Source organism: Tistrella bauzanensis (genome assembly GCF_014636235.1).
In the GTDB taxonomy this organism is placed as follows: domain Bacteria; phylum Pseudomonadota; class Alphaproteobacteria; order Tistrellales; family Tistrellaceae; genus Tistrella; species Tistrella bauzanensis.
This window is the reverse complement of the sequence record NZ_BMDZ01000018.1, coordinates 23,303-46,829: the sequence shown is the minus strand read 5'-3', so window position 1 is coordinate 46,829 and position 23,527 is coordinate 23,303. Positions and strand designations below refer to the sequence as shown.

The 23,527-nt window shown below is 67.2% G+C and carries 21 protein-coding genes; 11 read left to right on the top strand and 10 right to left on the bottom strand.

The window, feature by feature from the left end; genetic code table 11:
- The first annotated feature begins 56 nt into the window (after positions 1-56).
- The 7 genes from dctP to IEW15_RS09625 all read left to right on the top strand — a co-directional run bounded on the left by dctP (position 57) and on the right by IEW15_RS09625 (position 5,307).
- Positions 57-1,151 (top strand): TRAP transporter substrate-binding protein DctP, encoded by a 1,095-nt coding sequence (gene dctP / locus IEW15_RS09655; protein ID WP_188577240.1) that lies wholly within the window; start codon positions 57-59, stop codon positions 1,149-1,151.
- A gap of 102 nt (positions 1,152-1,253) precedes the next feature.
- Positions 1,254-2,561: a TRAP transporter large permease gene (locus IEW15_RS09650; RefSeq protein WP_188577238.1), complete on the top strand. Its 1,308-nt coding sequence runs from the start codon at positions 1,254-1,256 to the stop codon at positions 2,559-2,561.
- Between the two features lie 4 nt (positions 2,562-2,565).
- Positions 2,566-3,114 carry a TRAP transporter small permease gene (locus IEW15_RS09645; RefSeq protein WP_188577236.1) on the top strand — a complete coding sequence of 183 codons (549 nt, stop codon included), beginning with the start codon at positions 2,566-2,568 and terminating at the stop codon, positions 3,112-3,114.
- Between the two features lie 163 nt (positions 3,115-3,277).
- Positions 3,278-4,018: a FadR/GntR family transcriptional regulator gene (locus IEW15_RS09640; RefSeq protein ID WP_188577234.1), complete on the top strand. Its 741-nt coding sequence runs from the start codon at positions 3,278-3,280 to the stop codon at positions 4,016-4,018.
- A gap of 158 nt (positions 4,019-4,176) precedes the next feature.
- A complete protein-coding gene (locus tag IEW15_RS09635) occupies positions 4,177-4,446 on the top strand; it encodes a hypothetical protein (RefSeq protein WP_188577232.1) in 270 nt (89 codons plus the stop codon).
- A 113-nt stretch (positions 4,447-4,559) separates the two neighbouring features.
- Positions 4,560-4,778, top strand: a complete 219-nt coding sequence (locus IEW15_RS09630) for a hypothetical protein (RefSeq protein ID WP_188577230.1) — start codon at positions 4,560-4,562, stop codon at positions 4,776-4,778.
- A gap of 1 nt (position 4,779) precedes the next feature.
- Positions 4,780-5,307: a DUF2335 domain-containing protein gene (locus tag IEW15_RS09625; protein ID WP_188577229.1), complete on the top strand. Its 528-nt coding sequence runs from the start codon at positions 4,780-4,782 to the stop codon at positions 5,305-5,307.
- Between the two features lie 110 nt (positions 5,308-5,417).
- On the opposite strand, the gene IEW15_RS09620 is transcribed toward IEW15_RS09625, so the two are convergent.
- The 3 genes from IEW15_RS09620 to gcvA form a co-directional block, all read right to left on the bottom strand.
- Positions 5,418-6,530: a sulfate/molybdate ABC transporter ATP-binding protein gene (locus tag IEW15_RS09620; RefSeq protein WP_188577227.1), complete on the bottom strand. Its 1,113-nt coding sequence runs from the start codon at positions 6,528-6,530 to the stop codon at positions 5,418-5,420.
- Positions 6,531-6,639: 109 nt separating this feature from the next.
- Positions 6,640-7,683, bottom strand: a complete 1,044-nt coding sequence (locus IEW15_RS09615; RefSeq protein ID WP_188577225.1) for a hypothetical protein — start codon at positions 7,681-7,683, stop codon at positions 6,640-6,642.
- A 52-nt stretch (positions 7,684-7,735) separates the two neighbouring features.
- Positions 7,736-8,662: a transcriptional regulator GcvA gene (gene gcvA, locus IEW15_RS09610; protein WP_188577223.1), complete on the bottom strand. Its 927-nt coding sequence runs from the start codon at positions 8,660-8,662 to the stop codon at positions 7,736-7,738.
- A 217-nt stretch (positions 8,663-8,879) separates the two neighbouring features.
- Here gcvA and IEW15_RS09605 point away from each other — a divergent pair, with 217 nt between their 5' ends.
- A complete protein-coding gene (locus IEW15_RS09605) occupies positions 8,880-9,131 on the top strand; it encodes a DUF1127 domain-containing protein (RefSeq protein WP_229707969.1) in 252 nt (83 codons plus the stop codon).
- A gap of 126 nt (positions 9,132-9,257) precedes the next feature.
- Here the strand turns inward: IEW15_RS09605 and IEW15_RS09600 are convergent, their stop codons facing one another.
- Genes IEW15_RS09600 through IEW15_RS09590 form a run of 3 tightly spaced genes read right to left on the bottom strand, consistent with a single transcriptional unit; the run spans position 9,258 to position 12,153 of the window.
- Positions 9,258-10,553: a TRAP transporter large permease gene (locus IEW15_RS09600; protein ID WP_188577221.1), complete on the bottom strand. Its 1,296-nt coding sequence runs from the start codon at positions 10,551-10,553 to the stop codon at positions 9,258-9,260.
- A complete protein-coding gene (locus IEW15_RS09595; RefSeq protein WP_229707968.1) occupies positions 10,550-11,134 on the bottom strand; it encodes a TRAP transporter small permease in 585 nt (194 codons plus the stop codon). Before IEW15_RS09595 ends, IEW15_RS09600 begins: the two co-directional genes overlap by 4 nt.
- Before the next feature lie 29 nt (positions 11,135-11,163).
- A complete protein-coding gene (locus tag IEW15_RS09590; RefSeq protein WP_188577219.1) occupies positions 11,164-12,153 on the bottom strand; it encodes a TRAP transporter substrate-binding protein in 990 nt (329 codons plus the stop codon).
- 334 nt (positions 12,154-12,487) lie between these two features.
- Between IEW15_RS09590 and IEW15_RS09585 the strand changes: the two genes are divergently transcribed.
- The gene (locus IEW15_RS09585) at positions 12,488-13,069 is read left to right on the top strand and encodes an LOG family protein (protein ID WP_188577217.1); all 582 of its coding nucleotides are present in this window, start codon (positions 12,488-12,490) and stop codon (positions 13,067-13,069) included.
- Here IEW15_RS09585 and IEW15_RS09580 read toward each other — a convergent pair.
- Positions 13,002-14,057 carry a DMT family transporter gene (locus IEW15_RS09580; protein ID WP_188577215.1) on the bottom strand — a complete coding sequence of 352 codons (1,056 nt, stop codon included), beginning with the start codon at positions 14,055-14,057 and terminating at the stop codon, positions 13,002-13,004. The genes IEW15_RS09585 and IEW15_RS09580 overlap by 68 nt on opposite strands.
- Before the next feature lie 31 nt (positions 14,058-14,088).
- Between IEW15_RS09580 and IEW15_RS09575 the strand changes: the two genes are divergently transcribed.
- The gene (locus IEW15_RS09575) at positions 14,089-14,985 is read left to right on the top strand and encodes a LysR family transcriptional regulator (protein ID WP_188577213.1); all 897 of its coding nucleotides are present in this window, start codon (positions 14,089-14,091) and stop codon (positions 14,983-14,985) included.
- A 33-nt stretch (positions 14,986-15,018) separates the two neighbouring features.
- On the opposite strand, the gene IEW15_RS09570 is transcribed toward IEW15_RS09575, so the two are convergent.
- Positions 15,019-16,131 (bottom strand): CAP domain-containing protein, encoded by a 1,113-nt coding sequence (locus IEW15_RS09570; protein WP_188577211.1) that lies wholly within the window; start codon positions 16,129-16,131, stop codon positions 15,019-15,021.
- Positions 16,132-16,196: 65 nt separating this feature from the next.
- Complete coding sequence (locus IEW15_RS09565; protein ID WP_229707967.1) at positions 16,197-16,700, bottom strand: MarR family winged helix-turn-helix transcriptional regulator; 504 nt, start codon at positions 16,698-16,700, stop codon at positions 16,197-16,199.
- Positions 16,701-16,810: 110 nt separating this feature from the next.
- Between IEW15_RS09565 and IEW15_RS09560 the strand changes: the two genes are divergently transcribed.
- Entirely contained in the window at positions 16,811-17,356 is a 546-nt protein-coding gene (locus tag IEW15_RS09560; protein WP_188577209.1) for a PaaI family thioesterase, read from the top strand.
- A 49-nt stretch (positions 17,357-17,405) separates the two neighbouring features.
- Here IEW15_RS09560 and IEW15_RS09555 read toward each other — a convergent pair whose 3' ends face one another.
- Positions 17,406-23,387, bottom strand: coding sequence for an autotransporter domain-containing protein (locus IEW15_RS09555; RefSeq protein ID WP_188577208.1), 5,982 nt, complete (start codon positions 23,385-23,387; stop codon positions 17,406-17,408).
- Positions 23,388-23,527: the final 140 nt, after the last annotated feature.

Below are 23,527 nucleotides of genomic sequence, written 5' to 3'. Positions count from 1 at the left end.
CATCACCGCCCGGCACGGGCGGGATAACGGACGAAGATCCGGACAGGGAGGACATCATGAACCATCTCGCGAAAACCGCCCTTGCGGGCTATCTCTCCATGGTCGCGGTCAGCGCCCATGCCGAGACCGACCTGATCATGGCCTCGTCGCTGCCCCAGGTGCATTTCTGGGTCGGCAAACATATGGACCTGTTCGCCGACGCGATGGAAGAGCGCACCAAAGGCGAGGTGTCGTTCACCCGCTTCTATGCCGGCGAACTCACCGCCGTCGGCCGTGAACTCGACGCGCTCCAGGGTGGTGCCATCGATGTCGCGGCCCCGCTGCTGGCGCCCTATCACGAAGGCGCCTTCCCGCTGTCGGACGTCACCCAGTTGCCGACGGTCGGCACCGATGCCGTGTCGCAGACCAGGGCGTTCCAGGCACTGATGGACAGCGATGTCGCGCTGGTCGATGGCAAAACCTTCCACGATTATGAAATCGCGGCAAAGCAGATCCATGCCTGGCCGGTCGCCACCACCGCGGCCTATGCCATCAGCTTCGCCGGCGTCGTGCCCAAATCCGCCGCCGATCTGAAGGGCATGCCGCTGCGCGCCGGCTCGGCGCTGCACACCATCTTCCTCAGCGAGCTTGGCGCCACGCCAGTCAGCATGCCGTCATCGGCCTCGTATGAGGCGCTGTCGCGCGGCACGGTCGAAGGCACCATCCTGTCGGTCGCCGACTGGCGCTCCTATTCCCTGCAGGATGTGCTGACCTATACCATCACCGGGGTCGCGGTCGGCCACTGGGGCAGTTATCTCGCGATCTCGGACGCGGCCTGGACCCGGCTGTCCGAGAACGAGCGCGCCACCTGGACCGAGACCGCGCGGCAGATCGCGATCCGCAACGCCGAACTCATCCAGGCCCAGGATACCGAGGTGCTGGAGGAATCGAAGGCCAATGGCGGCACCTTCGCCGATCTCTCGACCCTGGCCCCCGATCTGAAGGCGACGATCGAGCGGGCGTCGGTCGCCACCTGGAAGCGCTGGGTCGAACAAACCGAGGCCGCCGGCCATCCCGGCATGGCCACGGCAAAGTTGTGGGCCACGCTGGTCAAGGAACAGGGCGGCGCCCTGCCTGACGGTGTCGAGACCTATCTCGCGAGCGCCGACTGACCGGTCATCCTCCGGAGAGCGGCGGGTTCAGCGCCTGTCGCCCGCCGGGGGCTCCGGATCGACCCCGCCGATGGCTCCCGATCCCTCGCGAAATGCAAGATCATGTCTCATGACGTCATCCTCCTGATCGTCGCCGGCTGGTTCGGCGTCTTCCTGCTGCTGGGCCAGCATGTGGCGACCGTGCTGTTCGGCACCGGCATCGTCGGCATTCTGCTCTGGACCGGCCCCCGGGTGCTCAACGGCGTGCTGGGGCAGGACATCTTCTACACCGCCTCGAACTATTCGCTGTCGATCATCCCGCTTTACCTGCTGATGGCCCAGTTGCTGCTGCGCGGCGGCCTGGTGCTCGACCTGTTCCGGGTCGGGCACCGGCTGGCGGGGTATCGGCGGTTCCCGCTCGGCGTGGCGACGCTGGTCATCGGCGGGCTGCTCGGCGCCGTCTCGGGGTCCGGCGCCGCGTCGGCTGCGTCCCTTGCCACCTTGTCGGCGCCGGAATTGGAACGGGTCGGCTACAGCCGGCGCTTCGCCATCGGCCTGTCGGCGGTCGCGGGCTCGTTGTCGGCGGTGATTCCGCCCAGCCTGATCGTGATCATCTATGGCGCCATCACCTCGGTGCCGATCGGCGCGCTGTTCATCGGGCTGCTTGGGCCGGGCCTGTTGTGCATGCTGGTCTATATCGGCTGCCTCGCGGTGTTCGAGGAGCTGCGCCCCGGTCATGACGGCACGCCCGACCGCCCCGATCAGCCCGAAGAGCTGGAGCGTGGCGCACTTGGCGCCTCGCTGTTCATGATCGCCCTGATGCTGGTGGTGTTCGGCGGCATCTACAGTGGCATCATCACCGTGGGCGAGGCCGGCGCGATCGGCGCCTTCACCGCCCTGGTCGGGCTCACCCTCATGCGCCGCATCGGCTGGCGCGATCTGGGGCGGGCATTGGCCGACAGCGCCAAGATCTCGGCCATGCTGATGCTGATCGTGATCGGCGCCCAGATCTTCGCGCGGTTCCTGGCCTTCTCGCGCCTGCCGCGCGACCTGCTGGCGCTGGCGGAGCCGCTGGTCGATCAGCCGGGCCTGCTGGTCGCGGTGCTGATGGCAACCCTGTTCGTGGCCGGCATGATCCTGGAAAGTGCCGCGGTGATCCTGCTGATCGTGCCGATCGTGTTGCCGATCCTGCAAGCCGCGAACATCGACCTGCTGTGGTTCGGGGTTCTGGCCAGCTTCATGATCGCGCTTGGCCTGCTGACCCCGCCGGTCGGCCTGTCGGCCTATGCGGCGGCGGCGGCACGGCGCCATCCGGTGGCCGAGGTCTTCAGGCCGGCGACCAAATTCGCGGTCGCCGCCGCCGTGATCGTCATCGGCGCCACGATCCTGTTCCCCGAAATCGTGACCTGGCTGCCACGCCACATCAGGTGAGGCCATGAAGAAACTTCACGACCGTCTTGGACAATTCGAATGGGGGCTGGCCTCGGTCGGGGCCGGGCTCTGCCTGTTCACGATCATGATCATCACCGTGCTCAGCGTTTTCGGCCGCTATGTGCTGCTGGTCGACCTGATCCCCGGCGGCTATAACATCATCGAACGGATGCTGTTTCCGCTGATGGTGTTCTGGGCGCTGCCGCTGGCCCATCGCGACGGCATCTTTCCCCGGCTGGAACTCGTCTCGGCGCTGCTGTCGCGCCGGCTGGGAACGATGATCGCCATCCTGATGCTGCTGGTGGAACTGGCGGTATTCCTGTTCATCCTGTGGTATGTCACACAGTATGCGCTGGCCGGCTGGCGGTCGGATCGGGCCATGCAGCTTGGCTCAGGCTTCTTCCCCGTCTGGCCGTTCATCGCCATGGTTCCCGTCGCCTTCGGGCTGATGGCGATCGAGATGATCTGGCAGATCGGCCGTCACATCCACCATTTCGCGGCTGGGCGCGCCGTGCCACAGGTTCATGGTGAGACGGCCACCGGCGCCGATTAGCGCCCGGCTCACCCCGGCCATGCCCTGACCATCCAGACCACGTCACCACGTCCCTTGCCGGCGGCCCGCTTCACATGTGCTTCGTGGAGCGGGCCGCCGGTTTGTGCATAAATGGCCTGTCGTGCCGATGCGGCGCGTTTCATTCCGGAAGCTGGACGTCCCCATGCTGGAAATCGCCAAACTGAAGATCCCCCCCGCCTATCAGGTCGTGTCGAAAGAGCTTCAGCGCCTGATCGTCGACGGTCTGTTGAAGCCGGGCGAGCAGCTTCCGAGCGAGACCGATCTGGCATCGCGCTTCGGCGTCAACCGCTCGACCGTCCGCGAGGGCATCCGTCAGCTTGAAAGCGAGGGCCTGCTACGCCGCGAGGGCCGCAAGCGCCTGCTGATCGCGATTCCGGGCGAGGCCGACATCTCACCGCGCATGGAACGTGCGCTGTTGATGCACGACGTCAAGTTCAAGGAATTGTGGGAGGTGGCGCGGGCGCTGGAACCGTTGGCGGCATCGCTTGCCGCTGTTCACATCACCGATGCCCAGCTCGTGGCGCTGGAGGCCAATATCGCCGAGATGGCCCAGGCGGTCGATGCCGAGGAACCCGGCGACGGCCTCGACACCGCCTTCCACACCATGCTGGCCGCCTTTTCCGGAAACCGGGCCCTGATGCTGTCGCGTGAGCCGATCGGCCAGCTTCTGTTCCGGCCCTATGTCGCGCTGGGCCAGCAGGTGAAGCAGGCGCCCCGCCGCAATCTGGAAGCGCATCGCGCGATCTTCGCCGCCCTGAGCGCGCATGATCCCGACGAGGCGTCACGCTGGATGGCCCGGCATATCGACGATCTCCGGCGCGGCTGGCTGCTGTCGGGCCGCGCGATCGAGGACCGGATCGAGGACCGCAGCGAGCCACGGTGACCGGGGATCATGGCGACAGACACCGGCGGCAGCCCGCAGCCGGGGGTTTGCCCTTTGACATGTGACCCCTGAACGTCATCTTAAGAGAGAATGCGGCACCGGCCGGCAAAACCTGCCCGCGCGATGGATGACCGCCATGACAGGGGATCGCACCGCCGATGGCCGTCTATCTGGTGACATACGATCTCAGGGCCGAGGGCCAGAGCTATGACCGGCTGCACAAGGCGCTGGCATCGGTGGCCCATGCCCATGCCATGGAAAACGCCTGGCTGCTGGACCTTGAGGCCACGGCCGAAATGGTCCGCGGCTGGCTGTCGCAATATCTCGACGACGAGGTCGACCGCCTGCTGGTCACCGAGCTGAAGGGCGACATCGCCGCCCTCAACCTGGGCCGCGGCGCGGAAGCCTGGCTGCAAAAGCGGGTTTGATTGTGGGCGCAGGCACCTGATATATCCTACGAGACGGACGCTCAGTGGGGGCCTGACGTTGAACCGTCGCGTACCACCCGGGGCGAGAGCCCCCATGCAGGATCGATGCGACAATGGCAACAGCTATCAAGCGCGGCGCACGGGCCGGTGGTCACTTTCTGCATGGCCTGCTGGACGGCCTTGCCTCACCGTCCTTTGTCTTTTCAGCAGCGCTCGGCAGACCGGCACGTTCCCGCCGCCGTCTAAGCGATCAGCAGGCATTGACAGGCGATTGGCACCGGATCGGCGGCGATCTGTGGTCTGCGATCCGCGCAGAAAAGCGTCGTCGCTGACATGACGTGTCCTGACGACAATGCGTCAGCCCCGATTGCGGCGTCTCAGGTCGGCAACCAGCAGGATTCCGTGGTCAGCCCGGGAGATGATGGCGATGCCGTCAGCGTCCGTGTACCCAGATCGGTCGCCGACAGCGGCGAACTGCGTCTGGTCATTGCACAGCATGAACAGCATGTCGCCATATCCGGGCCGCTGCCGCCGCCGGACATTCTGGCGCAGTACGAAGACATTGTTCCCGGTGCTGCCGCAAGGATCGTTTCCTGGGCCGAAAAGGAGCAGGCTCACCGCCACGCGATCGATAGCGACGGCCTCCGCGCGGATATCATTTATGCACGGGCCGGGCTCTATGGCGGCATTGCCCTCAGCGTCTTCTTTGTGATCGCGGCGCTTTTCGCCGCCGATGCCGGCCATACGACCCTTGCCACGATCCTCGCCGGCGCAACGATCGCATCCGTTATACCGGCGGTGGTTCACGGGCGCGCTCATAAGCCGGACCGAACGCCTCACGCCCCGGATCAAAACGACTGATGGCCCGAGCCCTTCAGTCAGAATCAGTCAGAGCCTGAGCGAAAGCCCCCCGCAGACTGGCAGGGGCTTTGTCCATGGCTATGATCCGGATCGGCCGGCCGACTCGCTTCTCAAGCCGCAACCGGTTCGGTCACGCCGACATCCCAGCCGGTGTCGTTGTCGAAAAACAACCGCCCCCGGCGGATCTGAAGCGCCACCGGCTGGCCGGGGGCAAGGGCCAGGGCGTCGGCCTCGTCGCGCGGCAGTTCCGCCTCGATCACGTCCAGCCCGGCCACGTCCAGTTCCACCCGCACCGACGGGCCGAAAGCGACCAGATGGCGGACGGTGGCGGGCATCGCATCACCGGTGCCGGCGGGCAGGATCGCCAGATCATGAGGGCGAACATACAGCGTGCCGTCCTCGGCGCGGGTCGCCTCAAGCCCCAGCGGCAAAGGCAACGATGCCGCAGCGCCCTGGCTGCCGGCAATCCTGAGCCGCCCGCCGGCCACCGTCACCGGCAGCGTGTTGACGTTGCCGAAGAACTGATAGACGAAGGCGGTCGCCGGGCGATCATAAACCTCGGCCGGGGTGCCGATCTGCTCGATCCGGCCCTGTGACATCACCACCACCCGGTCGGCGACCTCCAGCGCCTCTTCCTGGTCATGGGTCACGAACACGCCGGTCAGGCCCAGATCGTCGTGCAGCCGGCGCAGCCAGCGGCGCAGATCCTTGCGCACCTTGGCATCCAGAGCGCCGAAGGGCTCATCCAGCAGCAGTACCCGGGGCTCGATCGCCAACGCCCGCGCCAATGCCACGCGCTGGCGCTGGCCGCCCGACAACTGGTTGGGGAAGCGGTCGGCCAGGCTTTCCAACTGCACCATGCGCAGCAGCGCCGACACCCGCTCGGCGATCTCGGCCCGGCCCGGACGGTCGCGGCGCGGGCGCACGGTCAGCCCGAAGGCGACATTGTCGAACACCGACATATGCCGGAACAGCGCGTAATGCTGGAACACGAAACCGACCTTGCGCTCCCGCGCGCCCAGCCGGCCGGCATCCTCGCCGCCGAACCGGATCGTACCCCGGTCGGCCGTTTCCAGCCCCGCGATGATCCGCAACAGCGTGGTCTTACCCGACCCCGATGGTCCGAGCAGGGCCACAAGCTCGCCGTCACGGACGTTCAGGTCGATATCGACCAGCGCGTCATAGCCGCTGAAACGCTTGGTCAGGCCTTTGATCTCGATCATCGTGCGTGTCCTTTTGCCACCACGATGCCAATTCTCCGCATGAGCCGGCAGGTGTCAATGTATTTCACATGGCCATACGCACATGTCTCACATGCATGCCATGTATTCCTTATTTTTTGTGTTCTTTGTCCCGGATGCAGGCGAGCAGGGGCTCGCGCAGCGCCGCCAGATCTTCCAGGGGAATTCTGATATCGTCCCGGGCATCCGGATTGTCATCGGCCATGCTGCCACCCACCAGGCCGGCGCCGGTGCCGGCATTCGACGCGCGCCCGGGATCCGCTGACGGATCAGGACCATCTGCCGCCCTGGCGCCAACAACCTTCGCCAGACAGACACTCGCCCCGTCGTCATACTCGCCGATACCGTCATAGGTCATGTGCAGGCTTTCGCCCGCCACCGGCAGATCGGTCTGGGCGCCGGCATGGGGCTTCAGGCTGGCGGCGTCGAGGCGCAGCACCACCGTGCCGACACAGCAGGCAGCACATCCCGGCACCGCCTGTGCGGCCTCGTCACCAAGCGCCGCGGTCACGCCATCCGGTGCCTGTTCGGGTTCCAGATCCAGGATCAGCGACACCACGTCGAACGGCGTCACCCACTGGGCGACGTCCATCAACCGGTCGTCGACGGCCACGGCAGTATCGATGCCGCCGGTGCAGCGATCGCCCGCCGGTGCCAGCACCAGATCGACCAGCATCGGTCCCTCGGCGCCGGTCTTGAGCCGGCCCGACAGCAGCATGGAAAAGGCGCCGGTGCCGCCACCATTGTCGATCAGCTCATAGACCAGCCGGCCGCCATCGAAGGTGCCGACGAACCGGCTGGCCACCCAGCCGGTGGCAAAGCTCTCGCCCTGGCTGGTGTCGCGCGGCCGTTCATAGATCCGCCGGTCGCGATAGCTGCGGGTCGGGGCATCGCCGCCCGGGCAGTTGGTCAACAGCACCCGCTCGACGCTGGCCTCGCCGCTATAGGCCTGCGACACCAGATCGTCGAAACAGGCCGGATGCACCGTGGCCGGGTCCAGATCGGCCGGCCTTCCGTCGACCGCAGCGTCAGCCGCCGCCGCCGGCGATGCGGTGATCGCCAGCAGCGGGGCCAGCATCAGCAGGGCTGCGGCGTGGCGGCGCCACGCACCGGCAATGGATCTGCTCTTGGCCATGACAGGTGGTCTCCGGAAAAGCATGAGGTGCCGGGCGTGCGGATATCCGGCATCAATCGCGACGCGACACCAGCCCGATCATCGCTTCCTCGCGCAGCCAGTCGATGAAGGCGGCGATCCGTGGATCGGCGCGCCCGGCCTCGGTGGTCACGACATGATAGGCCTGGGCCGCCGTCATCTGAACCGAAAGCGGCCGCACCAGCCGCCCCGCCGCCAGATGATCGGCGACCAGAACGCTGCGCCCCAGCACCACGCCCTGGCCGGCAACGGCGGCGGCCACCGCCACCCCGGTATCGTTGATCAACAGTCCCTGTTCCAGATCGGCCGGCATCACGACCTTTGCCACCTCGAAGAACCGTCGCCACGAATTCGACACATCCGCGCCGGTCACGTCGGCATCATGGATCAACGGCATCGCCAGCAGGGCGGCGGCATCGGCGACGGGGCCTGCGCGTTCCAGCAGAACCGGGCTCAGCACCGGGCTCAAGGTCTCGTCCAGCAGGCGCTCGCCGACCAGCGGCGGCAACACCTCCGGCACATAGCGGATCGCCAGATCCACCGCCTCACGCGCAAAGTCGACGATCCGGGTTTCGCTTCTGAGGAACAGTTCGATATCGGGATAGGCATCACGGAACCGGGCCAGCCTGGGCGCCAGCCACAGGCCGGCGAATGATGACAGCACGCTCACCGTCAGCCGGCCGGCCAGCCCCCGGCCACGCAATTCTGTGGTGGAGCGGGCGATACGGTCGAAGCCCTCGGTCAGCCCGGGCAGATAGGCATGGCCGGCGGCGGTCAGCAGCAGGCCGTTGGGCAGCCGCCGGAACAGCGTCACGCCCAGATGCGCCTCCAGCCCCTTGATCTGATGGCTGACGGCGGCCGGTGTCACGTTCAGCTCTTCGGCGGCGCGCGCGAAGCTTGAATAACGCGCCGCGGCTTCAAAGGCGCGCAGGCCGTTCAGGGGCGGCAGCTTCCGGGACATGCATACGACATTCAACGGGGACGGGGGGCCTCTGTGTGCCGCTCTCCCGTCCCGTGACCCACGAATAGATTTCCTAAGGGAGTGTACGAGAAAGCCTCGTTTGCGCGCAATCCGCCCGGCCGCGATGATCAGCCTTGCCAGCCGGCCCGTTGTCGGAGGGCAGCCTGCCTTCCCCCGGCCCTCTCCCCCCAAAAAGCCCCAGCCGGAGATGACGAAGATGACCGTCGTGACCCTGCGGCACCGCGCCCCTGTCTGCGCGGGAGCCGTTATGCCCCCCGTCCGCGCCGGCGCCACCGTAAAGGCGCCCGACGATCGGATGTCCGCTCTGATCCGCCTGATCGGCACCTGGATCGCGCGCGCGCAGCAGCGCCGCGCCCTGGCCGATCTGGATGCCCACCTGCTCCATGACCTTGGCATCGACCCGGTCGATGCGGCGCAAGAGGTGGCGAAGCCGTTCTGGCGCGCCTGATTGCCCGCGCCGCCTCCGCATAGGCCGGCGCTGCCTCCACAGAAGAATGGCCGCCGCCCGATCACCGGGCGACGGCCATTCTTCTGTGTGCGACGTGCGGGCTTTGTGTGCAGCCTGCCGGCGCGATCAGCCGACCGCGGCGTTTCCGAACAGGGTGTTCGGCAGCCACAGCGACACCGCGGGGATATAGGTGATGATGATCAGGAAGGCGATCAGGATCATCAGCCACGGCCATGCCGCCCGCACCACGCTCATCACCGGCATGCCGGTGATGCCCGATGTCACGAACAGGTTCAGCCCCACCGGTGGCGTCACCATGCCGATTTCCATGTTCACCACCATGATGATGCCGAAATGGACCGGATCGATGCCCAGCCCCACGGCGATCGGGAACAGGATCGGCGCCAGGATCAGGATGATCGCAGACGGTTCCATGAAGTTGCCGGCAACCAGCAGGATGATGTTCACCACCAGCAGGAACTGCCAGGGCTGCAGGCCGGCCTCGGTGATGCCGCGGGCGATGGATTGCGGGATCTGCTCGGTGGTCAGCACATGGGCGAACAGGAAAGCGTTGGCGATGATGAACAGCAGCATCACCGTCACCTTCGACGCATCGACCAGCACCCTCGGCACGTCGGTGAACCGCAGGTCGCGATAGATGAACAGCGCCACCCCCGCCGCATAGACCGCCGACACCGCCGCCGCCTCGGTGGGGGTGAAGATGCCGCCATAGATGCCGCCCATGATGATCACGATCAGCAGCAGGCCCCACAGCGCCTCGCGCCCGGTGCGCAGCACTTCATGCATCGGCGCACGCGGCTGGCGGGGGATCTTGCGGATACGGGCAGAGATATAGATCGCGGTCGCCAGCATCGCGCCCAGCAGAATGCCGGGGATGACGCCGGCCATGAACAGCCGGCCGACCGAGCTTTCGGTGGCGGCCGCATAGACCACCATCACCAGCGATGGCGGGATCAGAATGCCCAGCGTGCCGGCATTGCAGACCACGCCGGCGGCGAAGCTCTGGGTATAGCCGGCCTTGACCATGCCGGCGATGACGATGGACCCCACCGCCACCACGGTTGCCGGCGACGACCCCGAGACGGCCGCGAACAGCATGCAGGCGAAAACCGACGCGATCGCCAGACCGCCATACATATGGCCGGTACAGGCCACCGCGAAATCGATCATCCGCCGGGCGACGCCACCGGTGGTCATGAAGGCGCCGGCCAGCACGAAGAACGGTATGGCCAGCAGGGTGTAGAGTTCGGCGGTCTGGAAGAATTTCAGCGCCAGCGACGCCAGGCTGTCATTGGCGAACAGCATGATCGTCAGAATGCTGGCCAGCCCCAGCGATATGGCGATCGGCATGCCGATGATCAGAAAGGCGAACAGCACCACGAACAGGAAGGCTGTGGTCATCGGCCATGGCCTCCCCTGCCGGGTCCGGTGTCCTCGGTGCCGGGTGTCTTGCCGCGCGCGTCCAGCACCATGGCCTCGGCCACCTCATCGGCAAGCTGGAAGCCTTCGGCCCGGCCGGTCGCGACCAGCCAGCCCTGTTCAAGCAGCCGCACACCCAGCAGCGCGAAGCCGATCGGCAGGATGATCGACAGCATCCAGCGCTCGACCGGGATATCCTCGGCCTCGATGCCCAGCATCATCATGCGTTCGGTATAGTTCCACGATCCCCAGGCCATCAGCACGGCATACAGGATCGAGAGCGCGATCGCGATCAGCCCGACCGTGCGCCGCGGCACCGCCGGCAGCATCTTCACGATCAGATCGATGCCGATATGGGCATGCACCCGCACGCAATACGCGATGCCGACCATGATCAGCCAGGCGAAGAGATAGAAGGTCGCCTCCAGCGCCCAGACCATCCCGCTGTTGAACACATAGCGCAGCACCACCTGAGCGAAGGTGAGCAGCGTCATTGCGGCCAGGAGGGAGGCGATCACGCCCTCCTCCAGCCGGCCCCAGATGCGGCTGATCATGGCCATCATCCGTTACAGGGTTTCCGCGATCCGGCCGGTCAGCTCGCCGGATTGGCGGCCTGGGCCGCATCGATCACGTCGCGGCCGATATCGCCCTCGAACTTGGCCCAGACCGGCTTCATCGCGGTGCGCCAGGCCGAGACCTCGTCGCGGGTAAGGGTGAGGATTTCCGACGAGCCGCTGTCGGCGATCCGCTTCTTGTCACGCTCGTTGATGTCGTTCGCCATTTTGTTCACGGCGACCGTCACCTCGTCCATGATCGTCTCAAGCTGGCCGCGGACATCACCGGGCAGACCGTTCCAGAAATCGGCATTGGTGACGACCATATAGTCGAGCACACCGTGATTGCTCTCGGTGATGTACTTCTGAACCTCGAAGAACTTCTGGCTGTACAGGTTCGAATACGGGTTCTCGGCGCCGTCGATGGCACCGGTCTGCAGCGCCTGATAGACCTCGGCGAAGGCCATCTTCTGCGGGTTCGCACCCAGCACTTCGAACTGCGCCAGCAGCACGTCCGAGGCCTGAATGCGGAACTTCAGGCCCTTGGCGTCTTCGGGCATGCGCAGCGGCTTGTTGGCCGACATCTGCTTCATGCCGTTATGCCAGTAGCCGAGACCGATGAAGCCCTTGTCCTCCATCGACCGCAGCAGCCCGCGGCCGATGTCGGTCGCCTGGAACCGGTCGACGGCGGCGATGTCATCAAACAGGAACGGCAGGTCGAAGACCTGGAGCTTCTTGGTGTAGCGGTCGAACTTAGACAGCGACGGCGCGATCAGCTGAACGTCGCCCAGCGCCAGCGCCTCCATTTCCTTGCCGTCCCCGAACAGCTGCGAGTTCGGATAGACCTCGACCTTCACCTTGTCGCCCAGGCGTTCCGCCACGAGCTTCTGGAACATCAGCGCGCCCTGACCCTTGGGGGTCGCGTCCGCCACCACGTGGCTGAACTTGATCACCACCGGATCGGCGGCCATGGCGGCGCCAGCCGTAAAGATGCCCGCGACGATGGCGAGCGACGCGAAGATACGCATGGATCGGTTCCTCCCCTAAAACCTGATCATGGGTGTCGTCAAGGCATGTGGAGCCAACCGGCCCGCAACGCATTCCCCGGTCGTGCCCCCGCCGGGTTCCCACCGTCAGCCAAGGCTTGGCGGCCCGGCTGTCACGACGCCTTGATGATGAGATGTTATCATCCCCACATGCTCGATGTAGCACGTCTGGCGCCATCAACCTGAGCGGAAAATCGGCCCGGACGGTCGACGGACCCGATTTTAGCCCTTTTGTTTCGCATACCGGCACAATATGCGCAGCACCGGGGCCCCTGGAGGCCGCTTTCCGCAGCCTTCGGCATATTGAGGAGAGACTATGAACCGGCTTTGCGTCTTCTGCGGCTCCAACCCCGGCGATAATCCGGCCTTCACCGAAGGCGCACGGCGGCTTGGCCGTGAACTGGTCGCCCGCGATCTGGGGCTGATCTATGGCGGCGGCCGCGTCGGCCTGATGGGCCAGGTGGCCGATGCGGTGATGAGCGCGGGCGGCACCGCGATCGGGGTGATCCCGCAAGCGCTGGAAGACCGCGAGGTCGGTCATCGCGGCCTCACCGAGCTTCGGGTGGTGGGGTCGATGCATGAACGCAAGGCGATGATGGCCGATCTGTCCGACGGCTTCATCGCCCTGCCCGGCGGCATCGGCACCTTCGAGGAGTTGTTCGAGGTCTGGACATGGGCGCAGTTGGGCAGCCATGCCAAGCCCGTGGGCCTGCTCGACGTCGACGGTTTCTATCAGCCGCTGCTGACCTTTCTGCACCATGTCGCCCAACGCGGCTTCATGAAGCCGCAGCATCTGGACATGCTTCTGGTCGACACCGACCCTGCCCGGCTTATCGAGCGCTTCGCCGCCTACAAGCCGAAGGTGGAACACAAGTGGATCGAGATCGAGGAGCGGTAAGTGCCATGCCGGCGAGACACAAGGCCAGCCCCGCCACGGCCTGTATCCCCGGCACCTCGCCGAACATCGCCCAGGCCCACAGGCTGGTCACCGGCGGGGTCAGCCACAACAGGCAACTGATCCTGAGCGCCGAACTGCGGGCAAGACACACCCAGTACAGGCCATAGCCGCCAAAGGTGGAGATCACCACCAACCAGGCGACGCTGACCAGAATGCCAGGGGTGGGGCGCGGGAACAGGGCCGCCGCGCCGTCACCGATCACCACCACCACCGCGAAGGCCACGGCCGCCGCGGCCGACTGCACGGCCAGCGACGCCATGGCCGGCATGCTGTCTCTGCCCGTGGATCTGAGCGTCGCCACCACCAGCGACAGCATGCCGCCGACCGCCAGCGCACCGCCCAGAACCGGCTGACCACCCGACAGACCGGCAGCCGACACGACATCGCCGCCCAATGTCACCGCCACCCCGGCCATCCCCAGCCCCAGCCCGATCATCAGCCGCGGCGACGGCAGGTGCCGTGCGCGGATGGCCGTCAGGCCGGCGATGACCAGAGGTTGCAGGGCCGCGATCAGGGCCACGGTCCCGGCCGGCATCCCGGCCGCGATCGCGCCCACGATCCCCGCCAGATATCCAGCGATCGCCAGCAGCCCGGTCAGCGCATGACGGCCCAGTTGCCGTAAGCCGCTGCCGCGCAAGGCCCGCCGCACCTGCGGCAGCATGGCCAGCAACAGGCTGGCGATCACGAGGCGCCATGTCTGGATGACGAACACCGGCACCGCCAGATCTGTCGACAGCCGGGCGCCGACGAATCCCGAACTCCAGGCGATCACCAGCCCGGCTTCAAGCGCCAGGGCTCCGGACATCGCCGCCAGTCCCGAGATCGCGGTCAGATTGGGGTGGACAGGCATGAACGAGGCTTTCACGAGGGGATGGACATCGATGATGCCCCAGCCTCGCGGGTTGCCATGCTTCAGTAAACCCATCATGATATGGATCTATTATTCAGGATTTTTGAAGATGACCCCCACCATCGACCCGGAATTGCTGCGGTGTTTCCGCAGCGTCGCCAGGCTGGGCCGGTTCAAGGCGGCCGCCGATCATCTGGGCCGCAGCCCGGCATCGGTCAGCATGCAGGTCCGACGGCTGGAAGATCTGGTGGGCGCGCGACTGCTGGATCGCGACAACCGCCATGTGGCGCTGACGCCGGCGGGCGATGCGCTGCTGGCCGATGCCGAGGCGCTGCTGGCGCTGAACGACCGTATCCTGCGCCGGCTGGATCGCGGCAGCGGCCAGGGGCCGCTGATCCGCCTGGGGCTGCCCGACGAATATGCCGCCCGGATCATCGGCGATGCGCTGGCGATGGTGACCGCCGACCATCCAGGTATTGAACTCACGGTCGAGACCGCACCCAGCGGCCGGCTGGCCGAGATCTTTGCCGCCGGCCGGCTGGACATGGCGGTGATGGTGGCCCCGCTTGTGGCGGGGGACGGCGCCAATGCCCGGATCGATCCGGTTTGGGCCGGCGCCCGCCACCTGCCGCCGACGCCGCCCGATGATGCGGCCCAGGCCGGCCGGGATGCCACCCCGTTGCCGTTGGCCCTCTATGACGCCGGCTGCCCGTACCGGCAGGCCGCGGCGCAGGCGCTGGCCGCCATGGGCCGGCCCTGGCGGCCGGTGCTGATCAGCCCGTCAAATGCCGCGGTCGATGCCTGCATCGAAGCCGGTCTGGCGGTGGGGGTGATCGATCGCCGCCGCCTGACCCCCAGCCTGCGCGAGATCGGCGCCGATTGGCGCCTGCCGCCCCTGCCTGCCCACGGGCTGCATCTGCACCGTGCAAGCCGGGCGCGCGGCGCCGCCTTCGATGCCCTGGAAGCCGGCATGCGTCACGCCTTCGCCGGCATGGGTCGCATCTGACCGGCCATCAGCCTGTCTGGGATGGCGGGGCCGTCATCCCCCGGACACCGGCGCCCCGGTCGCGATCAGCCGGAACGGATAGGCCACCGCCCGCGACACGCCATGCACCCGGATGTCGCGGATCTCCACCTGATACCGAACCCCTGGCTGCACACCGCTGAGCTTCCAGTACAGAACATTGGCGAGGCCGAACGGCTCATAATCCTGGCCGACATCACGCACCGGCAGCGCCACACCATCCGGCCCCATCACCCGGATCAACGCCCGGTCGAAATCGACCACGCCACGGCCATTGCCGCCATGCGGGCTGCGATCAGCCAGGATGCTCACCGACAGCGCCACATCATCCGAGGGAAACAACTGTCGCGGATAATCGCCAATCGGATAGGCGATCACCTCGGTGCCCAGACGGCTGATGTCCTGACGGCGGCCGGTGACGCGGATGGCCTCGGCCGAAACCTGCCGGTTGGTCGGCGGGCCGGGTGGATTGCCGATCGTCCGGCCATAGGACACGCTGTCCAGCGCCGGCATCAGCAACCAGCGCCGATGGCCAAGGATCGTCACATCTTGATCGACCAGCCAGTTTGCCACGCCAGATGGCCGGACATTGGGGACGGCGTCGCCCATATCGGTCCAGTCCCGCTCCTTGCCCAGATTGCTCACGTCAGCGCCCTCAGCACCCTCAACTGTCCAGCACAGCATGGCGGGTGTGGGCGTATGGGTTAACGTGTCGTTGGCCGCCATGATCAGAGCGGCAGCGGTGGTCAGCCGGTCATCGGCCGGTTCATAGCGCACCGGCGGTAGCCGATGCAGGGCACGAACATGGTTCAACTGGTCCAGCACCTGCTGTCGCTCGGCCGGCTTCAGGCGACCGGGCTCGCATCGCGCCAGATCGGCAGCCTGGTCGAATATCGCCTTCACCGGCACCCGGCCCTGCGGAAAAGCCGCTGGCGACAGGGGCACGGGCTCCGGATAGATCAGGTCGGGCCTGATCGCGCCATCCAGCATGAACGCCTCGCGCGCGGTCATCGGCGCCGGGACGTCGGCCCCTTTGTCCGGGCCGCCGGCGCAGCCCGCCATCGCCCACAACGCGGCCACCATCGCAACCCGGTTCCACACCATCGCAACCTTCCCCGGTTCAGCCATCCCATGGTCATGGTTACATTAAGTGCTAAATTATGCATATAAAATTCGTACTCACGCCAATATGGTCACGCAGGCCGATCGCAGGCCCTGATCACCACCGCCAGATCCGCCATCATCCGCGCCTGCAAGTCCGCGCCGAGCCGGCCCGCGACCGCATCCTGAGCCGCCTGCCACAACGGCAGGGCCGACCGGAACGCGGCCCGGCCGTCCGTGGTGATCGCCAGCACCCGGCGGCGGCCATCATTGTCGTCGGGGCGGGTCTCGATCAGCCCGGCGCGCTCCAGCGGCTTCAGGTTACGGGTCAAGGTGGTGCGCTCCACCACCAGCAGATCGGCCAGTCGGGTCAACGGCATCGCGCCGTCCAGGCGCAGTGCCGCCAGCACCGAGAACTGGGTCAGCCGCAATCCGGATGGCTGCAACATGCCGTCATAGAGCCGCGTCACCTGCCGGGCCGCCTTGCGCAGGCTCTGGCATGTGCAGGGCATCAGGCGCGAGGTGCGGTGGGCGGGCGTCCCCGGGTGGCTGGTGCCGAGGGAGGATGCCGCCCGATCGGATGGTGGCGTGGGCATCGATGCCTGTCCTGTGGGTGCTTGCCGGGCATACCGCACTGCGATATCGTGATTTTCAGTGTATATACACCTATAACGACCGACAAGCTGCCAGTGGAGCCCGCCCCGCCATGACCACCGAAATCGCCGCCGCCGCCGCCGACACCACCGACAGCCGCAATGTCGGCGTCGCCAGCATCGAGCAGATCGAGGGATTGAGCGGGCTTGAGATGCTTCAGCGCCTGATTTCAGGCGCCCTGCCCCGGCCCCCGATCGGCGCGACGCTGAATTTCGATCCGGAAGCGGTCGAACATGGCCGCGCGGTGTTCGCGGGCACGCCGCTGGTCGACCATTACAACCCGATCGGCACGGTTCATGGCGGCTGGATCGCCGCCATGCTCGACAGCGCGCTGGGCTGCGCCGTGCACAGCACGCTCGCCGCCGGCAGCGCCTATACCACGGTCGAGATCAAGGTGAACTATCTGCGCGCGGTCACCGCCCAGACCGGCCGCATGCGCGCCGAGGGCAAGGTGATCCATGTCGGCCGCAGCTTCGCCACCGCCGAGGCGACCCTGACCGATGCGGCGGGCAAGCTCTATGCCCATGCCACCACCACCTGCGCGATCTTCCCGCTGGCGCGCCGCGCCGCCGCGGCCGCCAAGGCCGCGGCGGACTGACCGGTTCCCTCACCCGATCGACCAGCCCCTCACCCGGTCAACCGGTGCCTCACCAGGACAGACGCAGGCCCGCCGTCAGGCGGTGATCGTCGCCGGTCTGGTCGATGCTGCCGGCATAGGCGGCACCGATCGTCACCCCGGCCACCACGTCCACCGCCACCTCGGCGCCGAAGCGGCCGGTGGTGCGGCCCTGCGACACGCCGTTCACCTTGAACCGGTTTGCCGGATCACCGGCGAAACCGGCCATCAGGCTGTTGTCGCGGTCGAGCAGTTCCTGGCCGATGCCCAGGGTGAAGCTGGGCCGGACCACGACGTCACCGGCAGCGGCATCGCCGAAGCTGGCGCCGAAGCGCAGCCCGGCAAAGGCTTCCAGCCCCTGCACCGTCGCACCCTCCACCCGCAGCGAGGCGGCACCCGCGCCGGCCTCGGTCACGTCATCGCTGCGCTGATGATCGAAGGTCAGCCGCAGCATCGGCGTCACCGTCCAGGCCGGCGCGCCGGCCGCAGCCTCCGGCGTGCCGGGCTTTGCCCCAGGTACGACGATATCGGTCGACACCCCGACGCTGGCGGTGATCTGGTCGGTGTCGAAGCTGCCGGATGCCGTCCGGCCGATGCCGCCGATGCTGCGTCTGGCGTCGGAACTGGCGCGGGTGAAGGCCACCGCCGCATCCAGCATCACCGGCCCCGCCGGCACCGCGCCATAGGCGCCGACATGCCAGCCGGTGGTGTCGATGCCGGTATCACGGTCGCGGGCCGACATCCGGCCGTCGGTAACACCCGCCGCAAGCCCCAGACGGGCATCCTCGCCCACCGCGAAGTCGATGCCGACGGCGGTGCCGGCGCTGCGCCAGCGGACATCGCCCACCGCATCCTCGCCGCTGGTGCGGCCGGCATTGCCGAAACCGGTGATCCAGGGCCCCCGATGGCCGGCGGCGCCCGCATGCGTCGCGCCATCGACAAAGGCCCGGCCGGTGCTGCGCAGATACCGCCAATGGCCGGCATATTCGGTGCCGGCCAGATCGCCCAGCGCGGCCGCGGCACCGGCATCATCCAGAGCGGCAAGCCGGGTCAGCAGCACATCGCGGTCGCCGGTCGCCGTCAGGGCCTGGGCCTCAAGCACGCCGGCAACGCCACGGGCGGTCTCGGTTTCGGCCAGCGCCCGGAAGCCATTGGCGGAATCGACCAGCCGGAGCGAGATCACGTCACCCTCGATCAGCACCCCGCCCAACAGGCCGGCACGATCGGTCTCCACCCGGTCGAAACCGCCGGTCACGCCGCCCGCGGCGGTCAGCAGCGTGGCGCTGGCATAGCGCGGGGTCGATCCGTCGAACGAGGTCAGCGCCAGGGTGCCGCCCTGGATATCGGCGGCACCACTCACCACCAGTTGATCGGTCAACGCGCCGCCGGCGCCGTCATCGGCGTATTCCATCGCCAATGTGCCGGCGCTGGTCTGGGTATAATCGCCGGCAACCGTCAGCGTGCCGATCGAATTGCCCGGTGCCACCGTCCCGGCATTGATCAGATCGCCGGTGATCCGACCAGTGCCCGACAGCGTGCCGGCGCCGCCAACGCTCAACCGGTCACCGGTATACTGGCCATTCAGCGCCACACCGCCGCCGGTGATATCAAAGGCCGCCGCCAGCAGATCGCCATCGAGACGCCAGGTGCCGGCGCCGGTCTTGTCGATCAGGCCGAAGCCCTGAAGATCGTGTTCGAACCGGCCGGCGCCACTGAACACGGCCACGCTGTCCTGTCGCAGCCGCGCCTGTTCCAGCGTGTTATCGGTGCCGGCCAGGATATCGCCGCCGATCACGGCGCCGGTCTCCACGATCAGATCGCGCGTGCTGGCGCCATCTGCGAAGACCACGGCCCTGCCAGCCTCGTCCGCCGCCACCCTGCCGCCGATATCGGCAGAATTGACATCCCCGCCCTGGAAGACCACGCCGCCATCGATCGTGCCGCGATTGACCAGGGTCAGCTCTGACGCTGCGCCATCCCCTTCGCCATCCGGGGCCCCGCGCAGCACCACACCGGTCTCGCCCGATATCTCGCCCTGGTTGTCGACCGTCACCACATCACCGATAACCGCCAGCCCGGCACCGGCACCAGCGATCACACCGCCATTGGCGACATCGACGCGCCCGCCCTGAATGGCGAGACCGATATCGCCACCGCCGATCAGCGCCCCGGCGGCGTTCGACACCGACACGATATCGGCCGCGAGGCTGGCGCCGGTGCCGCCTTCGCTTGCGATCGTGCCGCCATTGCCGAGCAGGATATCGGCCGCCACGAGGTCGATCGCCGGTCCGTCTTCCGCCGCGATCGTGTTCGAATTGGCAACCGCGACCGCGCCCTCGACATCGGCGCCGAGCGCGGTGCCCTCGCCATGAGCCCGGATCAGGCCGTCATTGGCGATGGCCGTCTCCAGCTCCGCCGGGTCGGTTACGGTGTCGACGTCACCGATCAACACCGCACCGGCGCCGCTCTCGATCACCCCGGTATTGACGATCAGTCCGCCACTGCCGGCCAGGACCGCCACCCCGTCGTCGTCGTCACCATCAGATGTGGGATCGATCGAGGAAATCCGCCCGGCATTGGTCAGCGAGGTCACCCCCGCCAGGATCATCGCCGGCCCCGCGGCTTCGATGACGCCGCCCTCTGCATTGTCGACCACGGCGTCGCCTTCGACGATGACCGCGACCGCGCCGGTCGACCGGATGGACCCGGCATTGACGATCAGCGCGTCCCCCATCAGATAGATCGTATCGCCTTCGGCGGTGATCTCGGCCCCGGCACGATTATCCACGAACGTGCCGTCGCCCTCGACGGCAATGGCGACCGCTTCGCCCTCGATCAAACCGCCGACATTGACGATGCCGACATCGTCACCACTGGCCGAGATCGCAACGAGGCCGGCAATCTCTCCGTCCGCGCGGTTGATCACCGTGCCGCCAGCGGCAGAGATGGCCGTACCGCCGGCCGAGATGGTGCCGGCATTGTCGATGGCGACCATGCCGTCGACAGCAACGCCAACCAGGGCCCCGGTGATGGTGCCGGCGTTTACAATGCTTGTGGTGTCTGTCGCCGCACTCACGATGCCCGCGCCGGCCGCGCCATCGATCCGGCCGGTATTGACGATCCCGGCCGTCCCGCCCTGAATGATCAGGCCCATCTCGCCGCCACTGATGATGCCGGCATTGTCGACGGCGACTTCGTCCCCGACCAGACTATTGAAGTCATCCGCCGCCACGACGCCCGACGCGGCATTGGTCAGCAGGGCAACATCACCACCCTGCACGAAGATGCCGTTGGTAAAGCCGGCATTCTCGATCGCGGCGACCTCGCGGGCCAGCAGGCCGATACCGATCGTCTCGCCGGCGATGACGCCGCCCTCACGGTTGACGACATTGAGATTGCCGCCCTCGGCAGAGACGCCCGACTGCAACTGCTCTGCGGTGTCGAACACGCCGCCGATGATGGTGCCGGCATTGTCGAGCATGGCCTCGTCTGCGGCGACCAGGAGAACGCCCTCACCACCCTCGCCGACGATCGTGCCGGCATTCTCGACGGCGATCCTGTCGGCCCGGACCGCAACCCCGCGCGCGCGCGCCGCGGCAATCGTGCCGCTCCGGGCATTGGACAATGTCACCCCGCCCGCGACCTGAACCCTAAGCCCGATCCCCGGCCCTTCCGACCCGATCAGACCGGCATTCCCGATCACGGTCTCGCGATCCGCCGGATCGTCCACGCCCGTCCCGTCAGTCACCGAAACACCGGCCCAATGCCGGTTCAGGATCACGCCACCCTCCAGATTGGTGATGCTGCCGCCGCTGCCCACCGCCACGGCTGCATCCGGCACATCGGCCGGAACCACGCCGGCCCCGGTGATGATCCGCCCGGCATTGACCACCGTGGCCGCACCGGTCACGAAGACGGCGGTGTCGACGGTCTCGATCGTGCCGCTGGCGGTGTTGGTCAGCATCGCGTCGCCATCGATCAGGAAGCCGCTGGCGCCGGTGACCCGCCCGTCGTTGACCACGCGGGTACTGCCGGCACGGATCTGCACCGCCGGCGCGGCGGCAGCCGACACGAGGCCGGTGGCGGTATTGTGCACCATGGCCCGGTCCGGCGCGTCGATATCGATCGCCGCCGTATCGGCACTTGCGATCGTGCCGCCATTGGTGACCTCGACCACCGGCGCCGTCGCCAGCAGGCCCGGGCTGTCGCCCGCGATCGTGCCGCCGGCCCGATTGGTCACCGACACCATCCCGTCGCTGAAGACATCGGCGCCGGTGATCAGCCCGGCATTGTCGATCGCGGCACGGTCGGCGCCATAGAGCAGCGCGCCGGTGTCGCCCGACACCACGCCGCCATCGTCGTTCACCAGTGTCACGGTGCCGCCGGTCAGATCCACGGCCACCGGATCCCGGTCGTCGTCATTCTCGATGCCGGCGGTGATGACGCCCTGATTGCGGATGATCATCTCATCGGCGGCACCGAAGACGCCGGTTTCCCCACCAAGGATCACGCCGGTGTTCTCGACCAGCCCCGACGCGCCGGCGACCACCTCCACACCCGTCTCGAACACGCTCCGGATCAGGCCCTCATTGCCGATCCGGACGATATCTGCCTCGACCGTGACCGCATTGCCATATCCGGCATGGATCTCACCGGCGCTGTCATTGGTGATCTCGACCTCGTCGGCGGTAAAGACCGCGATCCCGCCGGCACCTTCGATCCGGCCGTCATTCTCGATCAGCACGTCCTCGGCATCGGTGATCAGCACCGCGATGTCCAGGCCGCCAAGCCCGTTGTCATCCGGGATGCCGGATCTGATAAAGCCGTCATTGATCAGTTCGACATCGCCGCCGGTCACGTCGATGCCGACGCCGCTCCCGTCGATCGCCCCGCCGAGACGATTGATGATCCGGGTCTCGTCGCTGTCGAAAACCGACAGCACCGGCTGTGAAATACTGTCCGGAGCCAGGAACGCGCCGGCATTGTCGATCTCGACCGCGGCCCCCGTCAGGACAGTGCCGTTGCCGCCCGTCACCACCCCGGTGTCGCGATTGACCAGACGGATGGTGCCGTCGCCGCCATCCCCATCCAGCCCACGGATGACGCCGGCATTATCGATCAGCACGCCCCGATCCGACAGGGCACGCAGCCCCTGATCGTCGCCGACGATCAGCCCGGTCGCCCTGTTCACGACCACCACCTGATCGCCGCGCGCCAGCAGTCCAAGCGCGTCGCGCGCAGCACCATCCTGATCGTCATCCGGCCGGGCGCCGGCAATGGCGCCGTCATTGACCACCGTGACGGCATGGCCATCCACAACCGCACCGCGACCGGTGCCGACGATGAGGCCGGTCTGGCCATTCTCCAGCAACGCATCATCATCGGCGGTCATCTTCAGGCCGACATGGCTGGACGAGGTGATGTATCCCTGATTGTCCACACGGGCTCCGCCACCGCGCAGCATGGCTGCCCGGCCGTCGATGCCACCGATCAGCGCATCCTGGTGATTGACCAGCCGCGCGGCCTCTCCGGTGATCCGCACACCCGGGCCACCGGCGCCAAGGATGGTGCCGGCATTGTCCACCGACAGCATGCCCATGGCATCGACACTGCCCAGCACCACGCCCCGACGGCCCAGGATCACCGCGCCGGCGCTGTTCTCCACCCTGTCGCCAGCCATCCGCACGCCATCGCCTTCCGACAGGACCAGGCCGTCATTCGCGAAGGTCCAGCCCTGGCTGCGGCTGCGCACGCCCGGCCCGCCGGTTTCGACCAGCCGGGCCTTGCCCACGGCCAGACGCACGGTGGTCGGCAGATCCGACAGACGTTCCAGGCGCAGGGTGGTGTCGCCGCCATCGGCCGGCACCTCGGCCGCATGGGCCGGCCGTTCTGCCGGTGCTGCCGCCCATACCATCACCGTCGCGGCGGCACCGGCGAGCAGCCGGCGATGCAGGGCGGTCAGACGCGCCACAGCGGCACCATCGGTGGTGGCACGGGTTCTGAAACGCTGCATCTGGATGTTTCCTTGGTCTGCGGGGACACTCCGACACACCCGGTGCGCGGGGGCCGGTCGTGGAGACAGGCCCGACCATGACCCGTGGCAACCAGAACCGGAAGTCACCAATCATGCACAGATCAACCCGGGTTTACGCA